Below are 19,188 nucleotides of genomic sequence, written 5' to 3'. Positions count from 1 at the left end.
AGGCCGCGGCGTATGGGCCCCTGCGTTCGCAGGGGCGACGGCGCGGGTTATTTCCCCCGTATTCCGCCGAACTCGGTCTTGGTGTCGTGCCCGGCCAGAAACACCAGCAGCCCCGCCGCGAGCGGCAACAGCGACAGCACCAGCAAGCCGGTTGAGGTGCTTCCGGTGGCTTCCTTGACCCAGCCGACCAGATACGGCCCGCCAAAACCCGCGAGGTTGCCGATCGAATTGATCAGCGCGATCGCGCCGGCTGCCGCCGTGCCCGACAGCCACGCCGTCGGCAACGTCCAGAACACCGCAAACGTACAAAACACGCCGATCGCGGCGATCGTCAGCAGCACCATCGTCGTGACGGGATCGGAGATGTAGCTGGAGGCGCCGAGCGCGACGGCGGTGAGCAGCAGCGGCCCACCGACATGGGCGACGCGCTCGCGCGTGGCGTCGGAGTGGCGCGCCCACAGGATCATCGCGATGGTGCCGAACAGGAACGGGATCGCGGTGACGAAACCGGTCTGCGCATTGCTGAGGCCGAATGCTTTGACGATCTGCGGCAGCCAGAACTGCATGCCGTAGAGCGCACCGACGAAGCCGAAATAGACGATGCTCAGCATGAGCACCTTCGGCGATGACAGCGCCTGCCCGAGCGTCAGGTGCTTTGCCGCCTGCTTGGTCGCGATCTCCGCCTGCAGCTTTGCCGCCAGCCACGCCTTCTGTTCCGACGTCAGCCAGTCCGCCTTCTCCGGTCTGTCGGTGAGATAGAACCAGGTGACGATGCCGAGCAGGACCGAGGGAATACCCTCGAGAATGAACAGCCACTGCCAGCCCTTCAGGCCCATCATGCCGTCGAGCCCGAGCAGCAGACCCGAGATCGGCGCGCCGATCACGGTGGAGACGGGAACGGCAATCGCAAACGCGGCGAGGAACCGCGCACGATATTCCGCCGGATACCAATAGGTCAGATAGAGAATGATGCCGGGAAAGAAGCCGGCTTCGGCGACGCCGAGCAGAAAGCGCAGCACGTAAAAACTCAACTCGCCGCTCACCAGCGCCATCGCCGCCGAGATGATGCCCCAGGTCACCATGATGCGGGCGATCCAGCGGCTGGCGCCGAATTTTTCCAGCGCCAGGTTGCTCGGCACTTCGAAGATGAAATAGCCGATGAAGAAGATGCCGGCGCCCCAGGCGAAGATCAGCGGCGTGAATTTGAGTTCCGCGTTCATGGTGAGCGCGGCGAAGCCGAGATTGACGCGGTCGAGATAGGAAAAGAAATAAGCCAGGATCAGGAATGGAATGAGCCGCCATGAGATCGTGCGGATGGTCGAGGTTTCGATGTCGCTCCTGGCGCCGCCGGCGGCGACTGACGTGGTGGCAAGACTCATAAGTTTGTTCCCGGGCCGTTTGTTGCTGTTGCCGGGGTTTTGAGCATTGGCAAAACGGTGTCAATCCGATTTGCGGGAGCAGCGCATCCGCAATCGGATGGGGGCAATGCGCGGGACGCAATGGCTGCGCTTCACTCCGCCAGTTGAAACCGCTCGAAGCGATGCAGCTCTTCCTCGATGCGGCGCTTGAGCTCCTTGCGCGGAGCCTTCGCGGCGCCCTTGCCGACCCAGTTCCATTTCTGCATCAGCAGTTTCCTTTCCTTGCGGTCGGTCTTCAGATCGACTGCGGCAACGATGTCTTCGCCGACCAGCACCGGCAACGCGAAATAGCCGAACTGGCGCTTTTCCCGGGGTACATAGGCCTCGAAACGATGGCCGTAGTCGAAGAACAATTCGGTGCGCTTGCGCTGGATGATCAGGGGATCGAACGGCGAAAGGATGTGCACCAGGCCGCCATCGCCCTCGCCCGCGGGTTGCTCCAGCGTCTCGGCCCGCGCCCAATGTTCCTGCTTGCCTGCGCCTTCGAGGGCGATCGCCACCATCTCCTTGCGGCGGACGCGCGCCTCGATCAGGTGGCGGACGGCGGCCTTGCTCGGCGCATCGAGATGGCAGATCGAATCGAGGCTGACGAGTCCCTGTGCGCGCAAGGCGCGGTCGAGCAGATAGGTGGTCGTCTCGAGGTTCGATGCCGGCTTCGGCGACTTGTCCCAGCCGAAATGCCGCGTCATCAGCTCATATGTCTTCAGCATGCCGGTGCGTTCGGAAATGGTGACCGCGCCGGTATAGAACGCCAGCTGCAGCGCGCGCTTCGACGGCTTGCGGCTCGCCCACAGATGCTCCTTCTCGGTCAGCACGTCGTCCTCGATGTCGCGGATGGTCAGCGCGCCGTCCCGCTTGAGCAGCCGCATCACCTTGCGGGTGTCGGCGGGGCTGACGGACGCGAACCATTTATGGCCCTCGCGCTTGTGCAGCTTCATGCCCGGCACGAAGAAGCGAAAGTCCTTCGACGGCACATAGGACAGCGCATGGGTCCAGTATTCGAACACACTCTTGTCGACGCTCTGGGCCTGCCGCAGGTCCGCGCGGCGATAATTAGGAATGCGGCTGAAGAGAATGTGGTGGTGGCAGCGCTCGATCACGTTGATGGTGTCGATCTGCACATAGCCGAGATGCTCCACCGCGGCGGCAGTGGCCCCCGGCCCCTCGCCGAACGGGTCAAGCGTATCGAGCCGCTGGGCACGCAGCCAGATTCGCCGGGCCTCGGTCTTGGTCAGGGGGTGGGGTTTTGTCGCGCGGGGCATCGCCCGACAATGTAATCGGATTCGCCCATTGGAGAAGTCCCCGATCTGGGATGAGGAACAGACTCTTTTGTTTGACGCGTTTTCTTGAACGCGAACCGGTACCCACCCCGGATCAAGTCCGGGGCAGGCGTCGCTCGAAAAACGCTATCTTTTCGACCGGTCCGGGACGCTACCGGTTGCGATATCCGCCTCGCAGGACGCCTTGCCATGGTCCGGGGCGCGGCATTTGTAGACGCTGCCGGTCAGGCGATCGACCAGCCACGCGCTCTCTTCGCTCGGACCTTCGATGGCGGTATAGCGGGTGCCAAGCGCGTTGATGAACGTCGACAGCAGGATTGCCGCCGCGATCATCGCCGCGCCGATCAAGGTCGGCATCGAACTTGCCGAGCCCGTGCGCTCCGGTGGAACGTTACGATAATTTTGATACTCACGTTGACGCTTTACCGACTGAAACACCCGCCCGCCTGCTCTTGCTTGCCCAAACCTTTTCTTCTGATTTTCTTTTGGGATTCTCTTCGTGGAGAATCTTGCTAGGTGTCCATCATGCCGATTTGTTGTTCGCAGATCGGCGCTGACGCGACGGCTTTGCGACCAGCAAACAGCAACGAAGAGGCCGGGAAGCGGCGCGGGTTCGCTGATACCTGCAACATGAGGCAATTGCGCTTTGGATCATTGCGGGCGGTTCGCAAGCGCCCTTTCAAGGAGTCGCAGGGAACACAGTGATCTAGATCACACAGACTAACGAAGCGACCCTATATCAACGGAAACCGGCTGCTTCCAACGTGACCTAGATCACATTAGTCGGTTTGAACCTGTCTTATCGTCGCAGCATCAAACCGCCAACCAGCCAATATGGCAGGCGTAACAGTGAGGAAGACGACAATGACCCGCTTTAAAGGATTTTCCATCCTGACATTCGGCGCCGTGCTGTCGATGACAGCGGGCGTGGCGTTTGCCGGCGAGACCGTCTCGGCAGACAAGATCATCCGCGCGCTGAAGCCGACATCGGCAACCCGCAGCCTCTCGATGACCCCGCAGGTAGACACCGCCAAGCAGGCAAAGGAAGCCAGCTTCGTTAATTCACTGCGCAACCGGAAGACCCGGTCGCTCTCATTCGACGAGCGCCAGGAAATGGCCGAGCTCGCGGCGACCAAACCCAAGATCGATCTCGAAATCCGGTTCGACTACAACTCGGCCGCAATCAGCAAGAGTTCCGAGCAGGCGGTGGGAGAACTCGGCAAGGCGCTCTCGGACCCCGCCCTGAAGGGCTCGACCTTCATGGTCGCCGGTCATACCGATGCGGTCGGCGGCGAGGCCTACAACCAGGACCTCTCCGAGCGCCGCGCGGATACGATCAAGAAGGTGCTGACCGAGGAGTTCGGCATCATCGGCTCTGATCTCGTGACCGTCGGCTACGGCAAGACCAAGCCGAAGGATGCGAACGCGCCGCTGGACCCGGCCAACCGCCGCGTCCAGGTCGTCAACATGGATACCAAGACCGCCGCGAAGTAAGTTCGCGCGCTTCGATCCGCCTGGCGGAAACGGCAGGCGGATTTTCGCGTTTAGATCCAGTTCTGGAAAATCATCAGGCGGTTGAACGTCGCCATCGATGTTTCCACGAACGCGGCCGAGATCGGCAGCATCACGGCGAAGCCCGCCGCTCCGACAGCGACAAAGGCCCATAGCAGCCAGCCTGGCGCGTTGCCGCGGCGGAGCGCGTAGACCAGCACGAAACTCGCGGTGGTCGCGGCCGGCAGATAATAATAGATGAAGCCGAGCGTTCGCGGCAGCAGCGCCCAGGCGAGATACGGGCCGACATAGAACGCCAGCACCAGAAACGCATCCGCCCGCCGCGTCACGATCCAGTCGCGCAGGCAGACCAACAGCGCGATCAGCGCCGGCCACAGGATCAGGGGATTGCCGAGAAAGACCACGGCCGAGATCCTGTCGTCGCCGACCTTGTCGAACAGATACCAGACCGGCCGCACCAGGAACGGCCAGGACGGCCACGAACTCATATAGGTGTGGCCCGCGATCGCGGTCGTGGTGTTGTCGCTGAAGATCCGCCGTTGCGCCTCGATGATATCGGGGACCGACAGGCCGTAGAGCGGGACGAAGGTCGAGAGATAGGCCAGCGCCGGGATCAGCAGGAAGCAGGCCGCGAAATGCCAGGCCTTGAAACCGGGCCACAGGTCGGGCCGGTACCAGTCATCGGCATTGCCGTCGACAAATTGCGTACGCCAGCTTTGCAGGAGGCGGATCACCGCCACGATGACGACGCAGACCGCCAGCACGAACAGCCCGCTCCATTTGCAGCCGATCGCAAACCCGCAACACAGCCCGGTCAGCGCGAACCACAGATGCGGCCGCTGCTGCCGGAAGCCGTGCATGAACGCGGCGATGGCGAACAGGCTGAAGGTCAGCGCGAAAATATCCAGCATCGCGATCCGCGATTGCACGAACAGCATCTGATTGAAAAAGGCGAGCAGGCTCGCGGCGATGGCCGGCCCCTGCGCCGCGAACAATGCGAGGCCGCACAGATACACCGCGACAATGGCGAGCGCGCCTGCCAGCACCGCCGGATAACGCCAGCCCAGCGGCACGTCGCCGAAGGTGTGGATCGACAGCGCGATGAATTGCTTGGCCAGCGGCGGGTGCATCGGGTTGAGCATCGGCTGCGGCATCACGGGCAGAAGCATCTGCCGCGCCGCCGGCACGTAATGCACCTCGTCGAAGTAGAATTTTTCGGGCGTGGTGATGCCGATCAGCATCGCGAAATGCGCGAAGAAAAACAGGGTACCCGCGATGATAGCGGTGCGCGCAATCGCCTGACTGGGAATGGAAGCTGGTGATTCTTGCACTGTCTTCAGAAACCAAATGAAATTGCGGCAAAATTCAGTGTGGGCGGTACAGATTTTTATGTCCATCGCATTGAACGCGATTGGAATCCGGCAGCACTAACCGACGGGCTAGTAAGGCGCCGCTTGTGATAATTCTGCCACATCGCTTGCGCGCGTGATCCGGTACGATGTCGGGATAATCGATCGGCTTTGAAATGAAATCGCGTAACTTCTCTTTTTTTCTTTTTGTGCTTGGCGCAATCGCGGTGCTGGCGGCAAGTCCGCTTTCAGCACAAACGCGCGTCGGTGAAGCCGCCGTCGTCAAGAATCAGGTTCTCCGTGTTGCCGGATCGGCAACCAGCCAGCTCAATGTCGGCGATGGATTGCTGCGCGACGAAATCGTGCGCACCGGCCTCGACAGCGCCGCGCGGCTGGTGATGTCCGACAGCACCAACCTTTCGCTCGGGCCGAGCGCGTCGCTCAAGCTCGACCGCACCGTGTTCGACGACGAGACCCATTACCGCGACGTCGCGATCCGCCTGACCTCCGGCGCGTTCCGCTTCGTCACCGGCAATTCGGAAAAAGCCGCCTACAAGATCACGACGCCACTTGCGACCATCGGCGTCCGCGGCACCACGCTCGACATCCTGTCGCAGCGCGGCCAGACCGTCGTCAACTTGCGGGAAGGCCAGGCCTCGGTCTGCACCGTCAGCTTCGAATGCGTCCAGCTCACCAATCCCGGCGATACCGCCGTCATCACCCTGAGCGGCGGCAAGACATCCATCAAGAAGACCAACAACCCGCCATGGACCTTCGCCAAGACCTGCAGCGCCGCGGCGGGGCTGTGCAGCGCGACGCAATATGCCAACGCCTCGCCGACGGTGACGCCGCCGGTCGATGACGGCGGCATGCTGTGCGGGCGCTGATGATGGCAAACCGCATCAAGGGCGTCATTGTGTCGGCCGCGCTGACCGCCGGGGTTTTGCTGACGCCGATGCTGATCGGGCCCGCGTCGGCGCAGTCGCCGTCACCAACGTATTCGCCGTCACCAACACCAACCCCCACATATTCACCCACACCAACGCCCTCGCCGTCGCCGACTCCCATTGCGGCGCCAACGCCGACGCCAACGCCGAGTCCAGGCCCAACCGGCGCGGATTCCAGCGCGGGATCGATCAACGATCTGGCCAAGCAGCGCTTCAACCAGATGATCACCAACCGTGTGCTCGGCACGGTGCTTTTGGGCATCAACGAGCAGGTCAATTGCGGCGATTGCGTCAGCGCGTTCGGTTCGGCGGGGTCGTTCTCGGCCGGCATTCACGGCCGCAAGAACCTGACCGCCAATCTGTCGCTGCTGGCCGGCATCGCCTACACCCATTACAGCGAAGGCGGCTACAGCGTCACGGCGGCCCCGATCGGCGCGTTCGCGCTGCGCTACGATTTCGCCGACTGGGGATCGTCACGGCCGTTCTTCGACATCGGCGCCATCCTGACGCCCTATGAGAAGATACGCTATCGCCGCACCTATGCGACGAGCTTGGGGGCGGTTTCGCTGGACAGCCACACCACCGGCGACAATTACGGCGTCTATGGCCGTGCGGGCTGGATCAGCCGGCTGTCACCGCGCGACGAGGTCGCCGCCTCCGTCGAGGTCTGGCAATTATGGCAGCGCGTGAAGGGCTATACCGATCCCGCCGCCGCGTTCAATCCGTTCGACGCCTCGATATCAGGCGGCACCGACAAGACCAATCTGGTCAAGATCGGCGGACAGTGGACGCATCTGTTCGGCAACAATGTCGAGGCCAACATCAATGGCGGCTTCGTGCAATCGTTCGGCACGCAATCCGGCATCGTCGCCACCGTGACCGGCAACGGCACCGTGGTGCCGACGATCGGCAACCAGGGCTGGTTCGAATATGGCGGCCGCCTCGGCTTCCGGATCAGCAAGGGCTGGGTCGCCGACCTCTTCGTCAACGGCACCGCCGGCCCGCAGCCGGTCGGCAACACCCTGCATGGCGGCGTCGGCTTGCGGATCACGTATTAGCTGAGAATGTAGGGTGGGCAAAGCGCAAGCGTGCCCACCATTCAGCGCGAGAAATGTAGATGGTGGGCACGGCGCTTTCGCGCCTTTGCCCACCCTACGTATTCGAGGCGAGATCAGGCGTTGGCGGCTGCCGGTTGCGCCGCATTCGCGGCCGCGACGTCCATCCACATCACTTCCCAGATATGGCCGTCGGGATCCTCGAAGCTGCGGCCGTACATGAAGCCGTAATCCTGCTTCGGACAGGGATCGACGCCGCCGCCCGCCCTCTGCGCCCTGCCGACGAGATCGTCGACTTCCGCCCGGCTGTCGGCCGAGACGCAGATCAGGACTTCGCAAGAGGTTTTCGTGTCCGCGATCTTCTTCGGCGAGAACTGCATGAACTTCTCGTGAGTCAGCAGCATCGCGTAAATGGTCTCGGAAAACACCATGCAGGACGCGGTGTCGTCGCAGAACTGATCGTTCTTCACGGCGCCGATCGCCTGGTAGAACGCGGTGGCGCGGGCAAGGTCGCTGACCGGCAGGTTGACGAAGATCATTTTGGCCATGAATGGGCTCCTTTCGAGGGGTTCGGATAGAGGACGAACCAGCCGGGACCGATCCGACATCGGTTTTGGAGATTTTTTCGGGCTGATTTTCCGTGCCGTGAAGGGGCTTTGGCAAGACTTCGGCAACCCAATACGCAAATGCCCGGCACGAGGCCGAGCATTTAACCGTCATCGCGATGGGCGACGGGAAGTTACGCTTTCTTCTCCGCGGGATCCCGGTGCACCGGATCGACCCACAGCACGGTCTCCGGCTTTTCGATCGGCTCGATGTCGAGGTTGATCGCGACAGCTTCGCCGTCGCTGCGCACCAGCACGCATTCCAGCACCTCGTCGCGGCTGGCGTTGATCTCCTGGTGCGGCACATAGGGCGGCACAAAGATGAAATCGCCGGGACCGGCTTCGGCGGTGAACTGCAGCTGCTCACCCCAGCGCATCCGCGCCTTGCCCTTCACGACATAGATGATGCTTTCGAGATGGCCGTGATGATGCGCGCCGGTCTTGGCGTCGGGGCGGATCGTCACGGTGCCCGCCCATAATTTCTGCGCGCCGACGCGGGCGAAATTGATTGCGGCCTTGCGGTCCATGCCCGCGGTCGACGGCACGTTGGGATCGAGCTGATTGCCGGGAATGACGCGGACGCCATCATGCTTCCAGCGATCGGCGTCGTGGCTGTGCGAGTGATCGCCATGAGAATGATCGTGCGAGTGATCGTGTGTGTGGTCGTGAGAGCCTGACATCGCGCTGCTTTCCGTAAAATCGTTCGGTGGCCAAGCGTACATAAAAACGTGAACAGAAACCAGCGTTTAGAGGAACCGCCGGCGCATTGGTGCGTTGCCTTATCGAAGTACAGACATCAAAAGGAATGTTCCATGGGAAGCACGGCAGACAAGATCAAAGGCGCCACCAACGAAGCGATCGGCAAGGCCAAGCAGGGCATCGGCGAAGCCACCGGTTCTGAGCAACTGCAGGGCGAAGGCGTGATCCAGGAAGTCAAAGGCAAGGGCCAGAAGGCGATGGGCGACGCCAAGGAAGCTACCAAGGAGGCCCTCGACAAGGCTGCCAACGCGGCAAACAAGAACCTCTGATCGCGCCGATTGCGTGAAACTCAAAGACCGGCCCTTTGGGGCCGGTCTTTTTTGTTTGCACCATAGGGGCGCAGCAAGCGAGAAGCCGCGATTACTTCACCGCCAGCAGTTCGACATCGAACATCAGCGTGGCGTTGGGCGGAATGACGCCGCCGGCGCCGCGCGCGCCATAGCCCAGCGCGGGCGGAATGATCAGCGTGCGCTTGCCGCCGACCTTCATCGAGGCGACGCCCTCGTCCCAGCCCTTGATGACGCGGCCCTGGCCGATCGGAAAATCGAACGGCTCGTTGCGGTCGACCGAAGAGTCGAACTTCTTGCCCTTCTGGCCATTTTCATAAAGCCAGCCGGTGTAGTGCATGACGCAGGTCTGGCCGGGTTTCGGCGAAGCGCCGGTGCCGACCGTGCTGTCGATGATCTGCAAACCTGAAGCTGTGGTCATGGGTTGTTTTCCTGCGGTCTGGGCCGATGCCGGGGCCGGAATAAGGGTTGAAGTAGCAGCCGCCGCCACGGCGGCAAACGCGTTCTGAATGATCGTGCGTCTGGAAGATCGCATCTCGTTGCCTTTCTCGATAAGTCGGAGCGTGTCTAGCGCAACGGAGCTGGCGTTGTCACCCCGTCGGCGCAGGCAAATACGCATGAAATCGGCGCGCATCCGGCGTGGTCAATCGGCATCCTTGTTCACTTCTTTATCCCGATGCCGCTCAATCTCTTCAGGCTCCTGCTCGTCGAGGTGAGTAAGCTCCGACCTTGCATCGCAATCCACGCGCAAAAGCTCATCCAGCTTGGCATGAAGTGCCAGATTATCGCGCCGGTTGGTGCGCTGGATGAACAGCGTCATCATGAAAACCGCCAGGGTGCCGACGGCCTCCCAACCGAAGGTTTCCCTGGCAAAGGCGAACCACAGCGCACCGTAGGTGACGACCCCGAGGAAGGCGGCGGGGTGTCCCGCCGCTTGCCCGATGTGGGTTGTCCAGTGCTGCTCGGGTACCTTCGCCATCGCTCCTGCTATTTCATCTTGACGCTGGGCTCCCGGCCCCAAACCCGCAATTGACCCAGCTTGCCGACAAAGCCTGCCGCGTCCTTTGGCGAAGCCAGCGAAATGAAGCCTTCGTCGATATCGGCCTCGGCGATCCCGGCTTTCGCAAACAGCGGCGTTACTGCTTCCACGTGACCGATGAACTTGCAATGGGCGAACGCATCGGCGACGAAATCCCGTGCGGTGGATTCCTGCAGCAGATCGTCCATTGCCGCAGCCGCCGGCAGCAGCGCAACCGCGTCGTACAATACAGAGGGACCACCATCGATCATCTGATCGGCCTCGATCCAGCTGCCGTCGCCGGCCTTGGCTCCTCCAACTTTCGGGGCGATGATTTCGAAAGTGGCGCCTTCCTTGGTGAGCGCCTTCTGCAACGCTTTCAGCAGTGCCGCATCGGTACCGTCGGTCACGAGAATACCGAGCTTGCGGCCTTCGAACCGTTGCGGCCCGTTCTCGACGATGCTGAGCTTCGGCGATGGATCGAGGTCCTGCCGCGTCGGCATTGCCGCAGCGGCCGGCTTGGGCATCGCTTTCAGCCCGAGCCCTGTACCGACCCTGCCGGCCAGCGTCTCGTCGATGTTGAGCAAATGCGACACCATCCGCTCGCGAATGACAGGGGTTTTCACCTTGCTGAGTTCGAAGGTCAGCGCCGCCGCGATATGATGCTGCTCGCCGCGGGTTTGGCTGATCAGGAACTGCCGCGCCTGGCTGTAGTGATCGGCGAAGCTCTCCGCGCGCAGGCGGCGTTTGGCGCCCTGCTCCACGTCCGCAAATGGCACGAAGCCGCGCTGCGGGGACTGGCGCGGTCCTTCGCCGAACGAGTTCGGCTGATAGTTGACGCGCCCGACGGGGTTGCGCATCGCCATATGACCATCCTGCTGGAAATGAGCGAACGGACATTTCGGCGCGTTGATCGGGATATGGGTAAAGTTCGGGCCGCCCAGCCGCTTCAACTGGGTGTCCAGATAGGAAAAATTGCGTCCCTGCAACAGCGGATCGTTGGAGAAGTCGATGCCGGGCGGCACGTTCTGGGTCATGAACGCGACCTGCTCGGTTTCGGCGAAGAAATTATCCGGCATCCGGTCCAGCACCAGACGGCCGACCGGGATCGGCGGCAGCATTTCTTCCGGAATGATTTTTGTGGGGTCCAGCACATCGAACTCGAAACGGTCTGCGAAGGCCTGATCGAACAGCTGAAACTGCAGCTCCCATTCGGGGAAATTTCCGGTCTGTATGGCGGTCCAAAGGTCGCGGCGATGGAAATCCGGATCGGCGCCGTTGATCTTCACGGCCTCGTTCCACAACACCGACTGCAACCCGAGCTTCGGCTTCCAGTGAAACTTGACGAACGTCGACTCGTTCTTCGCATTGACGAGACGGAACGTGTGGACGCCGAACCCTTCCATGAATCGGAACGAGCGCGGGATGGCGCGGTCCGACATCACCCACATGATCATATGCATGCTTTCGGGGGTCAGGCTGATGAAATCCCAGAAATTGTCGTGGGCGGATTGGGCCTGGGGAAAGGCGCAGTCCGGCTCTTCCTTCACCGCATGAACGAGGTCCGGAAACTTGATCGCGTCCTGGATGAAGAACACCGGAATGTTGTTGCCGACGATGTCCCAGTTGCCTTCCTGGGTATAAAGCTTGACGGCAAACCCGCGTACATCGCGCGCCAGATCGAACGAGCCCTTTGCGCCTGCTACTGTCGAAAACCGTACGAAGGCCGGCGTTCGCTCGCCGGCGCGCTGAAACAGGCCGGCACGGGTGTACTTCGAAAGTGGCTTGTAGTTCTCGAAGAAGCCGTGTGCGCCGTAGCCGCGGGCATGAACCACCCGCTCCGGAATGCGCTCGTGGTCGAAGTGGAAGATCTTCTCGCGAAAATGGAAATCTTCGAGCAGGGTTGGTCCGCGGGGGCCGATCTTGAGCGAGTTCTGATCGTCCGACACCGGGCCGCCCTGGGCGGTGGTCAGCACCGGAACATCAGCTGTCGCAACCTGATGCAGTTCGCCGCCGTCGCCACGACTGGGTTTCTGATCGTGAATCGTTACCGATCGGGCGGATATCGCTTTGCCCTTGACGGCGGGCTTGGAAGATTTGGCCATGAATTTTCCTTGTTAAGACAACGGCACCAGGTTTTGAATTCAGCTCGCCGCTTTGCGCGTTGACGCCCTTGCGGAGCGCGACTGCAAGCCGTGCAGCAACAGATCGCCCGTTAAACAGATCAGGATGATCAATGTTCCTGTCGGCGATTCCGCAAATGGAAGAGCCGCCGGACTAGGTTTCCGACTTCAGATCGCGGAGCTTGAAGGCAAGCACGCTTGCCGAAAGGCCGGCCCCGACGCTGTTAGCAGCGATGATGACCCAGTCGCCTTTCAACAATCCATAAGCGATCCAGCACACGAGACCTGTCGTCAGAACGACCAGCATGGTCAGCGACAGATCGTCGGTCGATCCGCGCGGCCACGCCTTCCGTACCTGCGGAATATAAGACAGGGAAGTAAGAGCGGCGGCGCAGGCTCCGATCCACGGAGCGAAGTCCTGGATCATTTCGACGGCGCCATAAGGTGAATAAGGTGCATCCGGAGCCTCACGGGAGTTGTCCGTCGAGGGCTCCGGACGCTCAGTGCCTAGCGATTCAAGAAAAGTGCAAGGAGTAGAATGATCGGAAGCGGAATTCCGATTAACCAGAGAAGTGCGCCTTTACCGAAACCCATGTCAGCCTCCACGTTTGATGACTGCATGGACAACGCGTGTCGAAGAGCGGGGTTCCGATGATGCAATCCTTCAGCCGATCGATCCGCCATCCCGGTCCAGCGCGAAATCGCGCAGCAAGGGCGAGGTCGCGCCCGCGATCAGGTCGCCGATCAGCTGCGCGGCGAGATAGCTGAACGTGATCCCGTTGCCGCCATAGCCGTACGCCGCAAAGACGCCCTTGTGTCCCGGCACCGGGCCGATCAGCGGCAGGCCGTCGCGCGTGGTGTCGAACGTGCCGGACCAGCGGAATTCGATTTCGGTGTTTGCGACCGGCCATAGCGCCGCAAGCTTTTGTGCGAGAATCCTCGACTTCTCGGGGATCAGGCGGTCGCGCGCCTCCGGTTCGATAATGTCTTCACTATCCTCGCCGCCGATGATGATCCGCCCTGCCCGCGTCGTGCGCGCATAATGATAATCCTTGCTGTTCTCCCAGATCAGCACGGCATCTTTCCAGATGTTCTGCGGCTGCGGCGTGGTCGCAATCGCCCAGCTCGATGACACCGCATGCACCGTCGAATGCACGATGTCGGGCATCGTATAACCGGTCGCGAGTATTACCGAACGCGCCTCGATCTCGCGGCCATTGGCCATGGCGACGCCAACTGAGCGGCCGGCGGCATCGAACGCCACGGCCTCGCCGTCGAACAAACGCGCGCCACGCGCGACGCTCGCGTTGAGAAGCCCGCGCGCCAGTTGCATCGGATCGGAATCGGCGGCGCCCTTCGATACGATCGCACCGGCCCGCGCAATGCCATAAATTTCCAGCAATCTGGCATGGTCGAGATAATCGCCGGGCAGACCGGCGCGTTGGCGCAGGCGATGCTCCTCGATCAATTCACCTCCGGTGTCACCCGCCGCCAAATAAAGCGAATCCCTGTCATGCATGTCGCAGGCGATGCCGAGCTGCGCTACCAGCAATTTCAGGCCAGTGACCGCACTAAGGCTGGCGCGATAGGCACGCGAGGCGCGCTCGAAACCATAAGCCTCCGTCAGCTCCGTCAGCGAGCGGTCGATTTCCCACAGCAGCATCGAGGTACTGGCCGCGGTGCTGCCGTGACCCGGCAATTCGCGATCGACGATCACGACGTCTAGGCCCTGGCGCGTCAGGCGCTCGGCGACCAGCGATCCCGTGATCCCCGCGCCGACGATCAGCGCATCGCATTTGAGACTCTCGGTGACCTCACGGCGCGCCGGATGTCCGGCCGCAGCAAACCACGGCGATTGGCCGCCGTGCAGATCGGCCTGCTCGCTGTCGTCGGTATCGAGAACGCTGATGGCAGACCTCAGGGGGCTGACGCAGGAGACAAACCGGCGCACGTCCGCGCCCATCGCTTAACGAAAGCGATGGGAACTGGTTCCGATGTCAGTGAGGTAGAGACAGCGGCGGACAGCAAACCTGCCCGATCGCTTTAGTATCCCAGCGCGCAGCCATCCTTGCGGGGATCGGAACCGCCGACCAGCGTGCCCTTGTCCCAGTCGATCCAGATCGCCTGGCCGCCGCCGAGCGGGCCGACCACACTGGTGGTCTTGTGCCCGATCTTCTTCAGGCCTTCGACGATGTCAGCCGGCACGCTGTCCTCGAGCTGGTAGACGCCCTCGTAATGCAGGCCGCGCGGCATATCGATCGCTTCCTGCACGTCGCAGCCATAGTCGAGCATGTTGGTCAGCACATGGCTCTGGCCCACCGGCTGATACTGCCCGCCCATCACGCCGAACGGCATCAGCGCACGGCCATTCTTCGTCACGAGGCTCGGGATGATCGTATGCAGCGGCCGCTTGCCCGGCGCGATGCAATTGGGATGGCCGGGCTGGATACGGAAACCGCCGGCGCGGTTCTGCAGCAGCACGCCGGTGTTGTTGGAAACGATCGCCGAGCCGAACGAGTGCGCGATCGAGTTGATGAACGAGCAGACGTTGCGGTCCTTGTCGACCACGGTGATGTAGACGGTGGACGGATTCATCGGCGGCGCGACGTTGGGCAGGTCGAGCAGTCCGTCCATCCGGATCTTGCTGATGTGCTCTTCGGCGAACTCCTTGGCGAGGATGCCGGCGACATCGACATGAACCTGGGCGGGATCACCGATATATTGCTCCCGCATCATGTAGGCGATGCGCGCGGCCTCGGCCTCGAGATGAAAACGTTCGACGCTCAGCGCGGGATATTTCGTCAGGTCGAAGCGCGAGAGGATGTTGAGCATGACCAGCATGGTGATGCCCGGGCCGTTCGGCGGACACTGCCAGACGTCGTGGCCCTTATAGATGGTGCCGATCGGCGAGGTTGTCTCGGTAGAGTGGGCTGCGAAATCCTCCAGCGTGTGCAGACCGCCGATACCGCGCAGGGTATCGACCATGTCCGCGGCGATCTCGCCGGTATAGAACGCGTCGCGGCCATTCTTGGCGATCGCGCGCAGCGTCTTGCCCAACTCAGGCTGGTGGATCACATCGCCGGCGGAGGCCGGCTTGCCGTGCGGCAGCAAATAGCGCTCGGTGTTGGTGCCGTTCTTGAGTTTCTCGAAACCGTTCTTCCAGTCGAAGGCGATGCGCGGGGCGACGATGTAGCCTTCTTCGGCGGCCTTGATCGCCGGCTGCAGCAGGGTATCGAGGCCCATCTTGCCGTGATCGCGCAGGATCGTATCCCAGGCGTCGATGCTGCCTGGAATGCTGACGGCGTGCGCCGAGGTCAGCGGCACCGAGTTGATCTTGCGCTCCAGATACCATTCGGCGTTTGCCGCCATCGGCGCGCGGCCGGAGCCGTTATAGGCTGTTATCTTGCCTTCGCCCTTGGGCTGGATCAGCGCGAAACAATCGCCGCCGATGCCGGTCGATTGCGGCTCGATGACGCCGAGCAGCGCGCAGGCCGCGACCGCGGCATCCGCGGCGGTGCCGCCGGCGCGCATCACGTCGACCGCCACCAGCGCCGCGGCGGGATGCGAGGTCGCCACCATCGCGTTCTGGGCATGGACCGTCGAGCGGCCGGCGAAATGGAAATTCCTCATCAGGAAAGCTTTCTTTTTCAGCGTTTTCTTTGGCCACGCCGGGGTCAGGCGCGGGCTAACCGTGGGTTCTTGGCATATTCATCCCGGGCAGGGCAATGGCTGGTATGCCAGAGATTTGGCCCCGAGGGCAGGCCGGCAAAGGCTGGCGGCTGATTTTGCAGGGTTTCCCCCTCCCTGCCCGCCTGATAAACGGTCGCCATGCCCCTCAAGGTCGCCGCCTTCTACCAATTCGCCGCGCTGCCGGATTTCCGGGAGCTGCGCGAGCCCCTGCGCGCGATCTGCGCGGGGCTCGGGCTGAAAGGCAGCGTGCTGCTGGCGCATGAGGGCATCAACGGTACCTTGGCCGGAGAGGCCATAGCGATCGACGCCCTGGCCGAGGAGTTGCAGACCGGCGCCCTGTTCGGCGGCCGGCTCGACAACCTCGAACTCAAATTCTCGCAGGCCGCCGCGATGCCGTTTGCGCGGCTGAAGATCCGGCTCAAGAAGGAAATCGTCACACTGGGCGACGCGATTGCCGATCCGACGCGGCAGGTCGGCACCTATGTGGAGCCGGCCGACTGGAACGCGCTGATATCAGCGCCCGATACCCTCGTGATCGACACCCGCAACGCCTTCGAGGTCGCGATGGGGACGTTCGAAGGCGCGCTCGATCCCGGCATCAGGAGTTTTGGGCAGTTCAAGGATTTTGCCGCGCGGCAGCTTGATCCGGCCAAGCACCGCAAGATCGCGATGTTCTGCACCGGCGGGATTCGCTGCGAAAAAGCCAGCGCCTATTTGCTGGCGCATGGATTTAACGAAGTCTATCACCTCAAAGGCGGCATCCTGCGTTATCTGGAAGGCGTGCCGAAGGAACAAAGCCGCTGGCGCGGCGAATGCTTCGTGTTCGACGAGCGCGTAGCGCTGGGGCATGGCTTGCAGGAACGGCAGATCAGCGAGGGCTCTCATGAGTGATGCCAACGCACTCAGCGAGCGCATCGACGCGCTGGAGATGCGGCTGACGTTTCAAGACGTAACCATCGAGACGCTGAACCAGACCATCACCGAGCAGTGGAAGCAGATCGACGCCCTGACGCGCCAGCTCGCGGAGCTGAAGGATCGGCTACAAGATGCCGAAAGCAACATCACCGGTCCGGTCAACGAACGGCCGCCGCACTACTAAGCGCACAAACAGAAGCGGCCTCCACCAGGAGGCCGCTTCGACAAGCTCAACGCTGGTTAATAACGTTCGCGCTCGATGATGACCTTGCGGTCAGGATCGTAATCGCGCTTGCGCTTGATCACCACGGTCTCGTCGCGATCACGGTACTCACGCTCGCGGATCACCTCACGGTCGCGATAGCGGTCACGGTCGACGCGGCCGACGGTGACGCCAGCGCCTCCCGGTCCAACGCCGACGCCGACGCCCACATCCTGCGCACTCACCGGCTGAACGAAGGAAATTCCGGCTACCGCGACGGCAGCCATGACAAGATGCTTGATCATCGCATGTTCCTCTCTATGAATTTACTTCTGAGTTATCTGGGAGCAATTCGCGGTGATATGAATTGTTCCTGCGCGATCACGCGCGCGGCAATTGCACTACGCGTGCATGCCAAACCAGATCGCGAGCGCGATCATGGCAGCCACGATCGCGGCCCCGACCACTGGCGTGACTTTCTTCGAACTGCCGCTGCGCGGCGAGTTGTTGGCGGCATGGTTGAATTCAGTCTTCATCACGTCACCCGCCAGTAAGTGCTAGCGGAAAACCGCGAGCACCTTGTCCCAAAGCGTTTCGTTGGCGCGATCACCGTCATGTTTCGACGGCGCCGGTTGCGCGGCGCTGGCGGGATCGGACGCGGGAAAACTGCCTTCCAGCCCGGCATCGAGCTTCTCGTGCATTTCCCGATCGGCCAACAGCGCGTCACGGGGGTCATCGGCGTGCTTGTCATGCGCCGCCGGATTGAATTTCTCAGCCATGTGGTTCCTCCATGGGAAGACAACCATGCCAATTGACCGCAGTTCCACCCGTTCACTCCCAAAAATATTTGAAACAAGCGGAACTTACGCCGGTTTCCACGGTATGCTGGCGCAGCGATTGCGAGACAGGGAAACTCCGAGAAACTTCACTGATGTCCACCCCTGAAGAGCCGACTCCCCGCCCCCTTTGTCCCAAATGCAAGATGAGAATGATACCGGGTTCCACCCGGCAGACTCCACGAATGTTGGAGTGTCTGCGCTGCGGCCACAAAGAACCCGTTTCAGACAATCACTAGCCTTCAGCCTGGTCGCCGCTTCCTGCGACGCCACCGAAGAACAGCGCGGATAGCTGCTTCATGACGACCCGAGCATGATCGTTGTCCAGCTCCAACTTCGCGCAAAGCAACCCTTTGATGGGAGGCAGCGGAGGCAAATAATATTCCTTTGCGTAAACCAGGTCCGGCGGAATCATGCGTCTGGGGATGGCGGTAATCCCGATGCCCGCCCCTTAGCGCGGCCAGCTTCGCATGAAAATCGGGGCTACTGAAAACGATCCTGTAGGAAAGCCCCTGCTTCACCATCGTCCTTATCATCCAATCGTCGCCGGGCCATGTCAGAAGCGGGATCGGAGCACCGGGACTAAGCACAAAGTCTTTCGACCGTACCCAAAGCATCGGCTCTTCGAATTCATTGATGACCAGCTCTTCGACCTCGGCCTTGATCGTCTCGTTTTCGTAGATGCAGGCCATGTCGATATAGCCGTCGGTCAATCCCTTCCCGATCGCCGTCGAATGATCCGTGTGGATCAAGACGTTTGCCAGTGATTGCTGCGTTTGATGCTTGACGAACTCCGGGACAAACAGAGTACTTAGTCCGAGCCGCAGTGGTTTCGGGCCGAGAGTGTTACCACCGAGCCGCAACATCTGGTCGTTCGCTTCGAGAATTCGCCGCGCATGGTGCAAAGCAAGCTTGCCAAGCTCGGTGGTCGTCGTCCCATTGGCCGTCTTCACAAACAACGAGCCGCCGATCATGCTTTGCAGGCGTTTCACCTGCGAACTTATCGCCGGCTGGCTTAATCCCAGCCGCTCACCTGCTTTGGACAGGCTTCCGGTCTCTGATATGGCGACTACGGTACGAATAACCTCGATTGGAATATGCATGTGAAAATTTTGTCGGTGCGTCAAAACGCTCCTCCACAACCGCACTAATGCCCCCGCCCCCGGGATCAACAAGAATCAATATTGGTATT

General features: G+C 61.6%; 22 protein-coding genes. 6 read left to right on the top strand and 16 right to left on the bottom strand.

Translation table 11 applies throughout. The features are described from left to right. Positions 1-47: 47 nt before the first annotated feature. From ABIE49_RS29665 to ABIE49_RS29655, 3 genes are all read right to left on the bottom strand, one after another. The gene (locus tag ABIE49_RS29665; RefSeq protein WP_192738409.1) at positions 48-1,379 is read right to left on the bottom strand and encodes an MFS transporter; all 1,332 of its coding nucleotides are present in this window, start codon (positions 1,377-1,379) and stop codon (positions 48-50) included. 131 nt (positions 1,380-1,510) lie between these two features. Then, on the bottom strand, positions 1,511-2,680 hold the full coding sequence (locus tag ABIE49_RS29660; protein WP_192738408.1) for a winged helix-turn-helix domain-containing protein: 1,170 nt from the start codon (positions 2,678-2,680) through the stop codon (positions 1,511-1,513). 144 nt (positions 2,681-2,824) lie between these two features. After that, positions 2,825-3,055: a hypothetical protein gene (locus tag ABIE49_RS29655; protein WP_192738407.1), complete on the bottom strand. Its 231-nt coding sequence runs from the start codon at positions 3,053-3,055 to the stop codon at positions 2,825-2,827. 507 nt (positions 3,056-3,562) lie between these two features. Between ABIE49_RS29655 and ABIE49_RS29650 the strand changes: the two genes are divergently transcribed. Beyond that, positions 3,563-4,192: an OmpA family protein gene (locus ABIE49_RS29650; protein WP_192738406.1), complete on the top strand. Its 630-nt coding sequence runs from the start codon at positions 3,563-3,565 to the stop codon at positions 4,190-4,192. Positions 4,193-4,242: 50 nt separating this feature from the next. Here the strand turns inward: ABIE49_RS29650 and ABIE49_RS29645 are convergent, their stop codons facing one another. Then, entirely contained in the window at positions 4,243-5,541 is a 1,299-nt protein-coding gene (locus ABIE49_RS29645; RefSeq protein ID WP_502915934.1) for a phospholipid carrier-dependent glycosyltransferase, read from the bottom strand. Between the two features lie 194 nt (positions 5,542-5,735). Here ABIE49_RS29645 and ABIE49_RS29640 point away from each other — a divergent pair, with 194 nt between their 5' ends. Further along, entirely contained in the window at positions 5,736-6,446 is a 711-nt protein-coding gene (locus ABIE49_RS29640; protein ID WP_192738404.1) for a FecR family protein, read from the top strand. Positions 6,447-6,448: 2 nt separating this feature from the next. Beyond that, on the top strand, positions 6,449-7,564 hold the full coding sequence (locus tag ABIE49_RS29635; RefSeq protein WP_192738403.1) for a hypothetical protein: 1,116 nt from the start codon (positions 6,449-6,451) through the stop codon (positions 7,562-7,564). A gap of 113 nt (positions 7,565-7,677) precedes the next feature. Here the strand turns inward: ABIE49_RS29635 and ABIE49_RS29630 are convergent, their stop codons facing one another. Together ABIE49_RS29630 and ABIE49_RS29625 are read right to left on the bottom strand one after the other, a co-directional pair. After that, the gene (locus tag ABIE49_RS29630) at positions 7,678-8,109 is read right to left on the bottom strand and encodes a VOC family protein (protein ID WP_192738402.1); all 432 of its coding nucleotides are present in this window, start codon (positions 8,107-8,109) and stop codon (positions 7,678-7,680) included. Positions 8,110-8,300: 191 nt separating this feature from the next. Continuing rightward, positions 8,301-8,846 (bottom strand): cupin domain-containing protein, encoded by a 546-nt coding sequence (locus ABIE49_RS29625; protein ID WP_192738401.1) that lies wholly within the window; start codon positions 8,844-8,846, stop codon positions 8,301-8,303. 132 nt (positions 8,847-8,978) lie between these two features. Here ABIE49_RS29625 and ABIE49_RS29620 point away from each other — a divergent pair, with 132 nt between their 5' ends. After that, the gene (locus ABIE49_RS29620; protein WP_192738400.1) at positions 8,979-9,194 is read left to right on the top strand and encodes a CsbD family protein; all 216 of its coding nucleotides are present in this window, start codon (positions 8,979-8,981) and stop codon (positions 9,192-9,194) included. 91 nt (positions 9,195-9,285) lie between these two features. Here the strand turns inward: ABIE49_RS29620 and ABIE49_RS29615 are convergent, their stop codons facing one another. The 6 genes from ABIE49_RS29615 to ggt form a co-directional block, all read right to left on the bottom strand. Next, on the bottom strand, positions 9,286-9,747 hold the full coding sequence (locus ABIE49_RS29615; RefSeq protein WP_192738399.1) for an FKBP-type peptidyl-prolyl cis-trans isomerase: 462 nt from the start codon (positions 9,745-9,747) through the stop codon (positions 9,286-9,288). 108 nt (positions 9,748-9,855) lie between these two features. Continuing rightward, on the bottom strand, positions 9,856-10,191 hold the full coding sequence (locus tag ABIE49_RS29610) for a low affinity iron permease family protein (protein WP_192738398.1): 336 nt from the start codon (positions 10,189-10,191) through the stop codon (positions 9,856-9,858). Between the two features lie 8 nt (positions 10,192-10,199). Then, positions 10,200-12,335: a catalase gene (gene katE / locus ABIE49_RS29605; RefSeq protein ID WP_192738397.1), complete on the bottom strand. Its 2,136-nt coding sequence runs from the start codon at positions 12,333-12,335 to the stop codon at positions 10,200-10,202. A gap of 172 nt (positions 12,336-12,507) precedes the next feature. Further along, on the bottom strand, positions 12,508-12,780 hold the full coding sequence (locus tag ABIE49_RS29600; protein ID WP_192738396.1) for a SemiSWEET family sugar transporter: 273 nt from the start codon (positions 12,778-12,780) through the stop codon (positions 12,508-12,510). Positions 12,781-13,017: 237 nt separating this feature from the next. Then, positions 13,018-14,304 (bottom strand): NAD(P)/FAD-dependent oxidoreductase, encoded by a 1,287-nt coding sequence (locus ABIE49_RS29595; protein ID WP_354067058.1) that lies wholly within the window; start codon positions 14,302-14,304, stop codon positions 13,018-13,020. A 92-nt stretch (positions 14,305-14,396) separates the two neighbouring features. Then, a complete protein-coding gene (ggt, locus tag ABIE49_RS29590) occupies positions 14,397-15,983 on the bottom strand; it encodes a gamma-glutamyltransferase (protein WP_192738394.1) in 1,587 nt (528 codons plus the stop codon). Between the two features lie 198 nt (positions 15,984-16,181). Here ggt and trhO point away from each other — a divergent pair, with 198 nt between their 5' ends. Further along, a complete protein-coding gene (trhO, locus tag ABIE49_RS29585; RefSeq protein ID WP_192738393.1) occupies positions 16,182-16,934 on the top strand; it encodes an oxygen-dependent tRNA uridine(34) hydroxylase TrhO in 753 nt (250 codons plus the stop codon). Beyond that, a complete protein-coding gene (locus ABIE49_RS29580; RefSeq protein ID WP_192738392.1) occupies positions 16,927-17,142 on the top strand; it encodes a SlyX family protein in 216 nt (71 codons plus the stop codon). Before trhO ends, ABIE49_RS29580 begins: the two co-directional genes overlap by 8 nt. Before the next feature lie 56 nt (positions 17,143-17,198). Here ABIE49_RS29580 and ABIE49_RS29575 read toward each other — a convergent pair whose 3' ends face one another. The 4 genes from ABIE49_RS29575 to ABIE49_RS29560 form a co-directional block, all read right to left on the bottom strand. Further along, entirely contained in the window at positions 17,199-17,465 is a 267-nt protein-coding gene (locus ABIE49_RS29575; RefSeq protein WP_192738391.1) for a hypothetical protein, read from the bottom strand. Between the two features lie 96 nt (positions 17,466-17,561). After that, the gene (locus tag ABIE49_RS29570; RefSeq protein WP_354067057.1) at positions 17,562-17,696 is read right to left on the bottom strand and encodes a hypothetical protein; all 135 of its coding nucleotides are present in this window, start codon (positions 17,694-17,696) and stop codon (positions 17,562-17,564) included. A 21-nt stretch (positions 17,697-17,717) separates the two neighbouring features. Next, positions 17,718-17,939, bottom strand: a complete 222-nt coding sequence (locus tag ABIE49_RS29565) for a hypothetical protein (RefSeq protein ID WP_192738390.1) — start codon at positions 17,937-17,939, stop codon at positions 17,718-17,720. A 299-nt stretch (positions 17,940-18,238) separates the two neighbouring features. Next, positions 18,239-19,099, bottom strand: coding sequence for a LysR family transcriptional regulator (locus ABIE49_RS29560; RefSeq protein ID WP_354067056.1), 861 nt, complete (start codon positions 19,097-19,099; stop codon positions 18,239-18,241). Positions 19,100-19,188 lie beyond the last annotated feature (89 nt).

It is taken from the genome of Bradyrhizobium sp. OAE829, assembly GCF_040546575.1.
GTDB lineage: Bacteria > Pseudomonadota > Alphaproteobacteria > Rhizobiales > Xanthobacteraceae > Bradyrhizobium.
The sequence above is the reverse complement of the archived record's forward strand: the minus strand, read 5'-3'. Positions and strand labels throughout refer to the sequence as shown.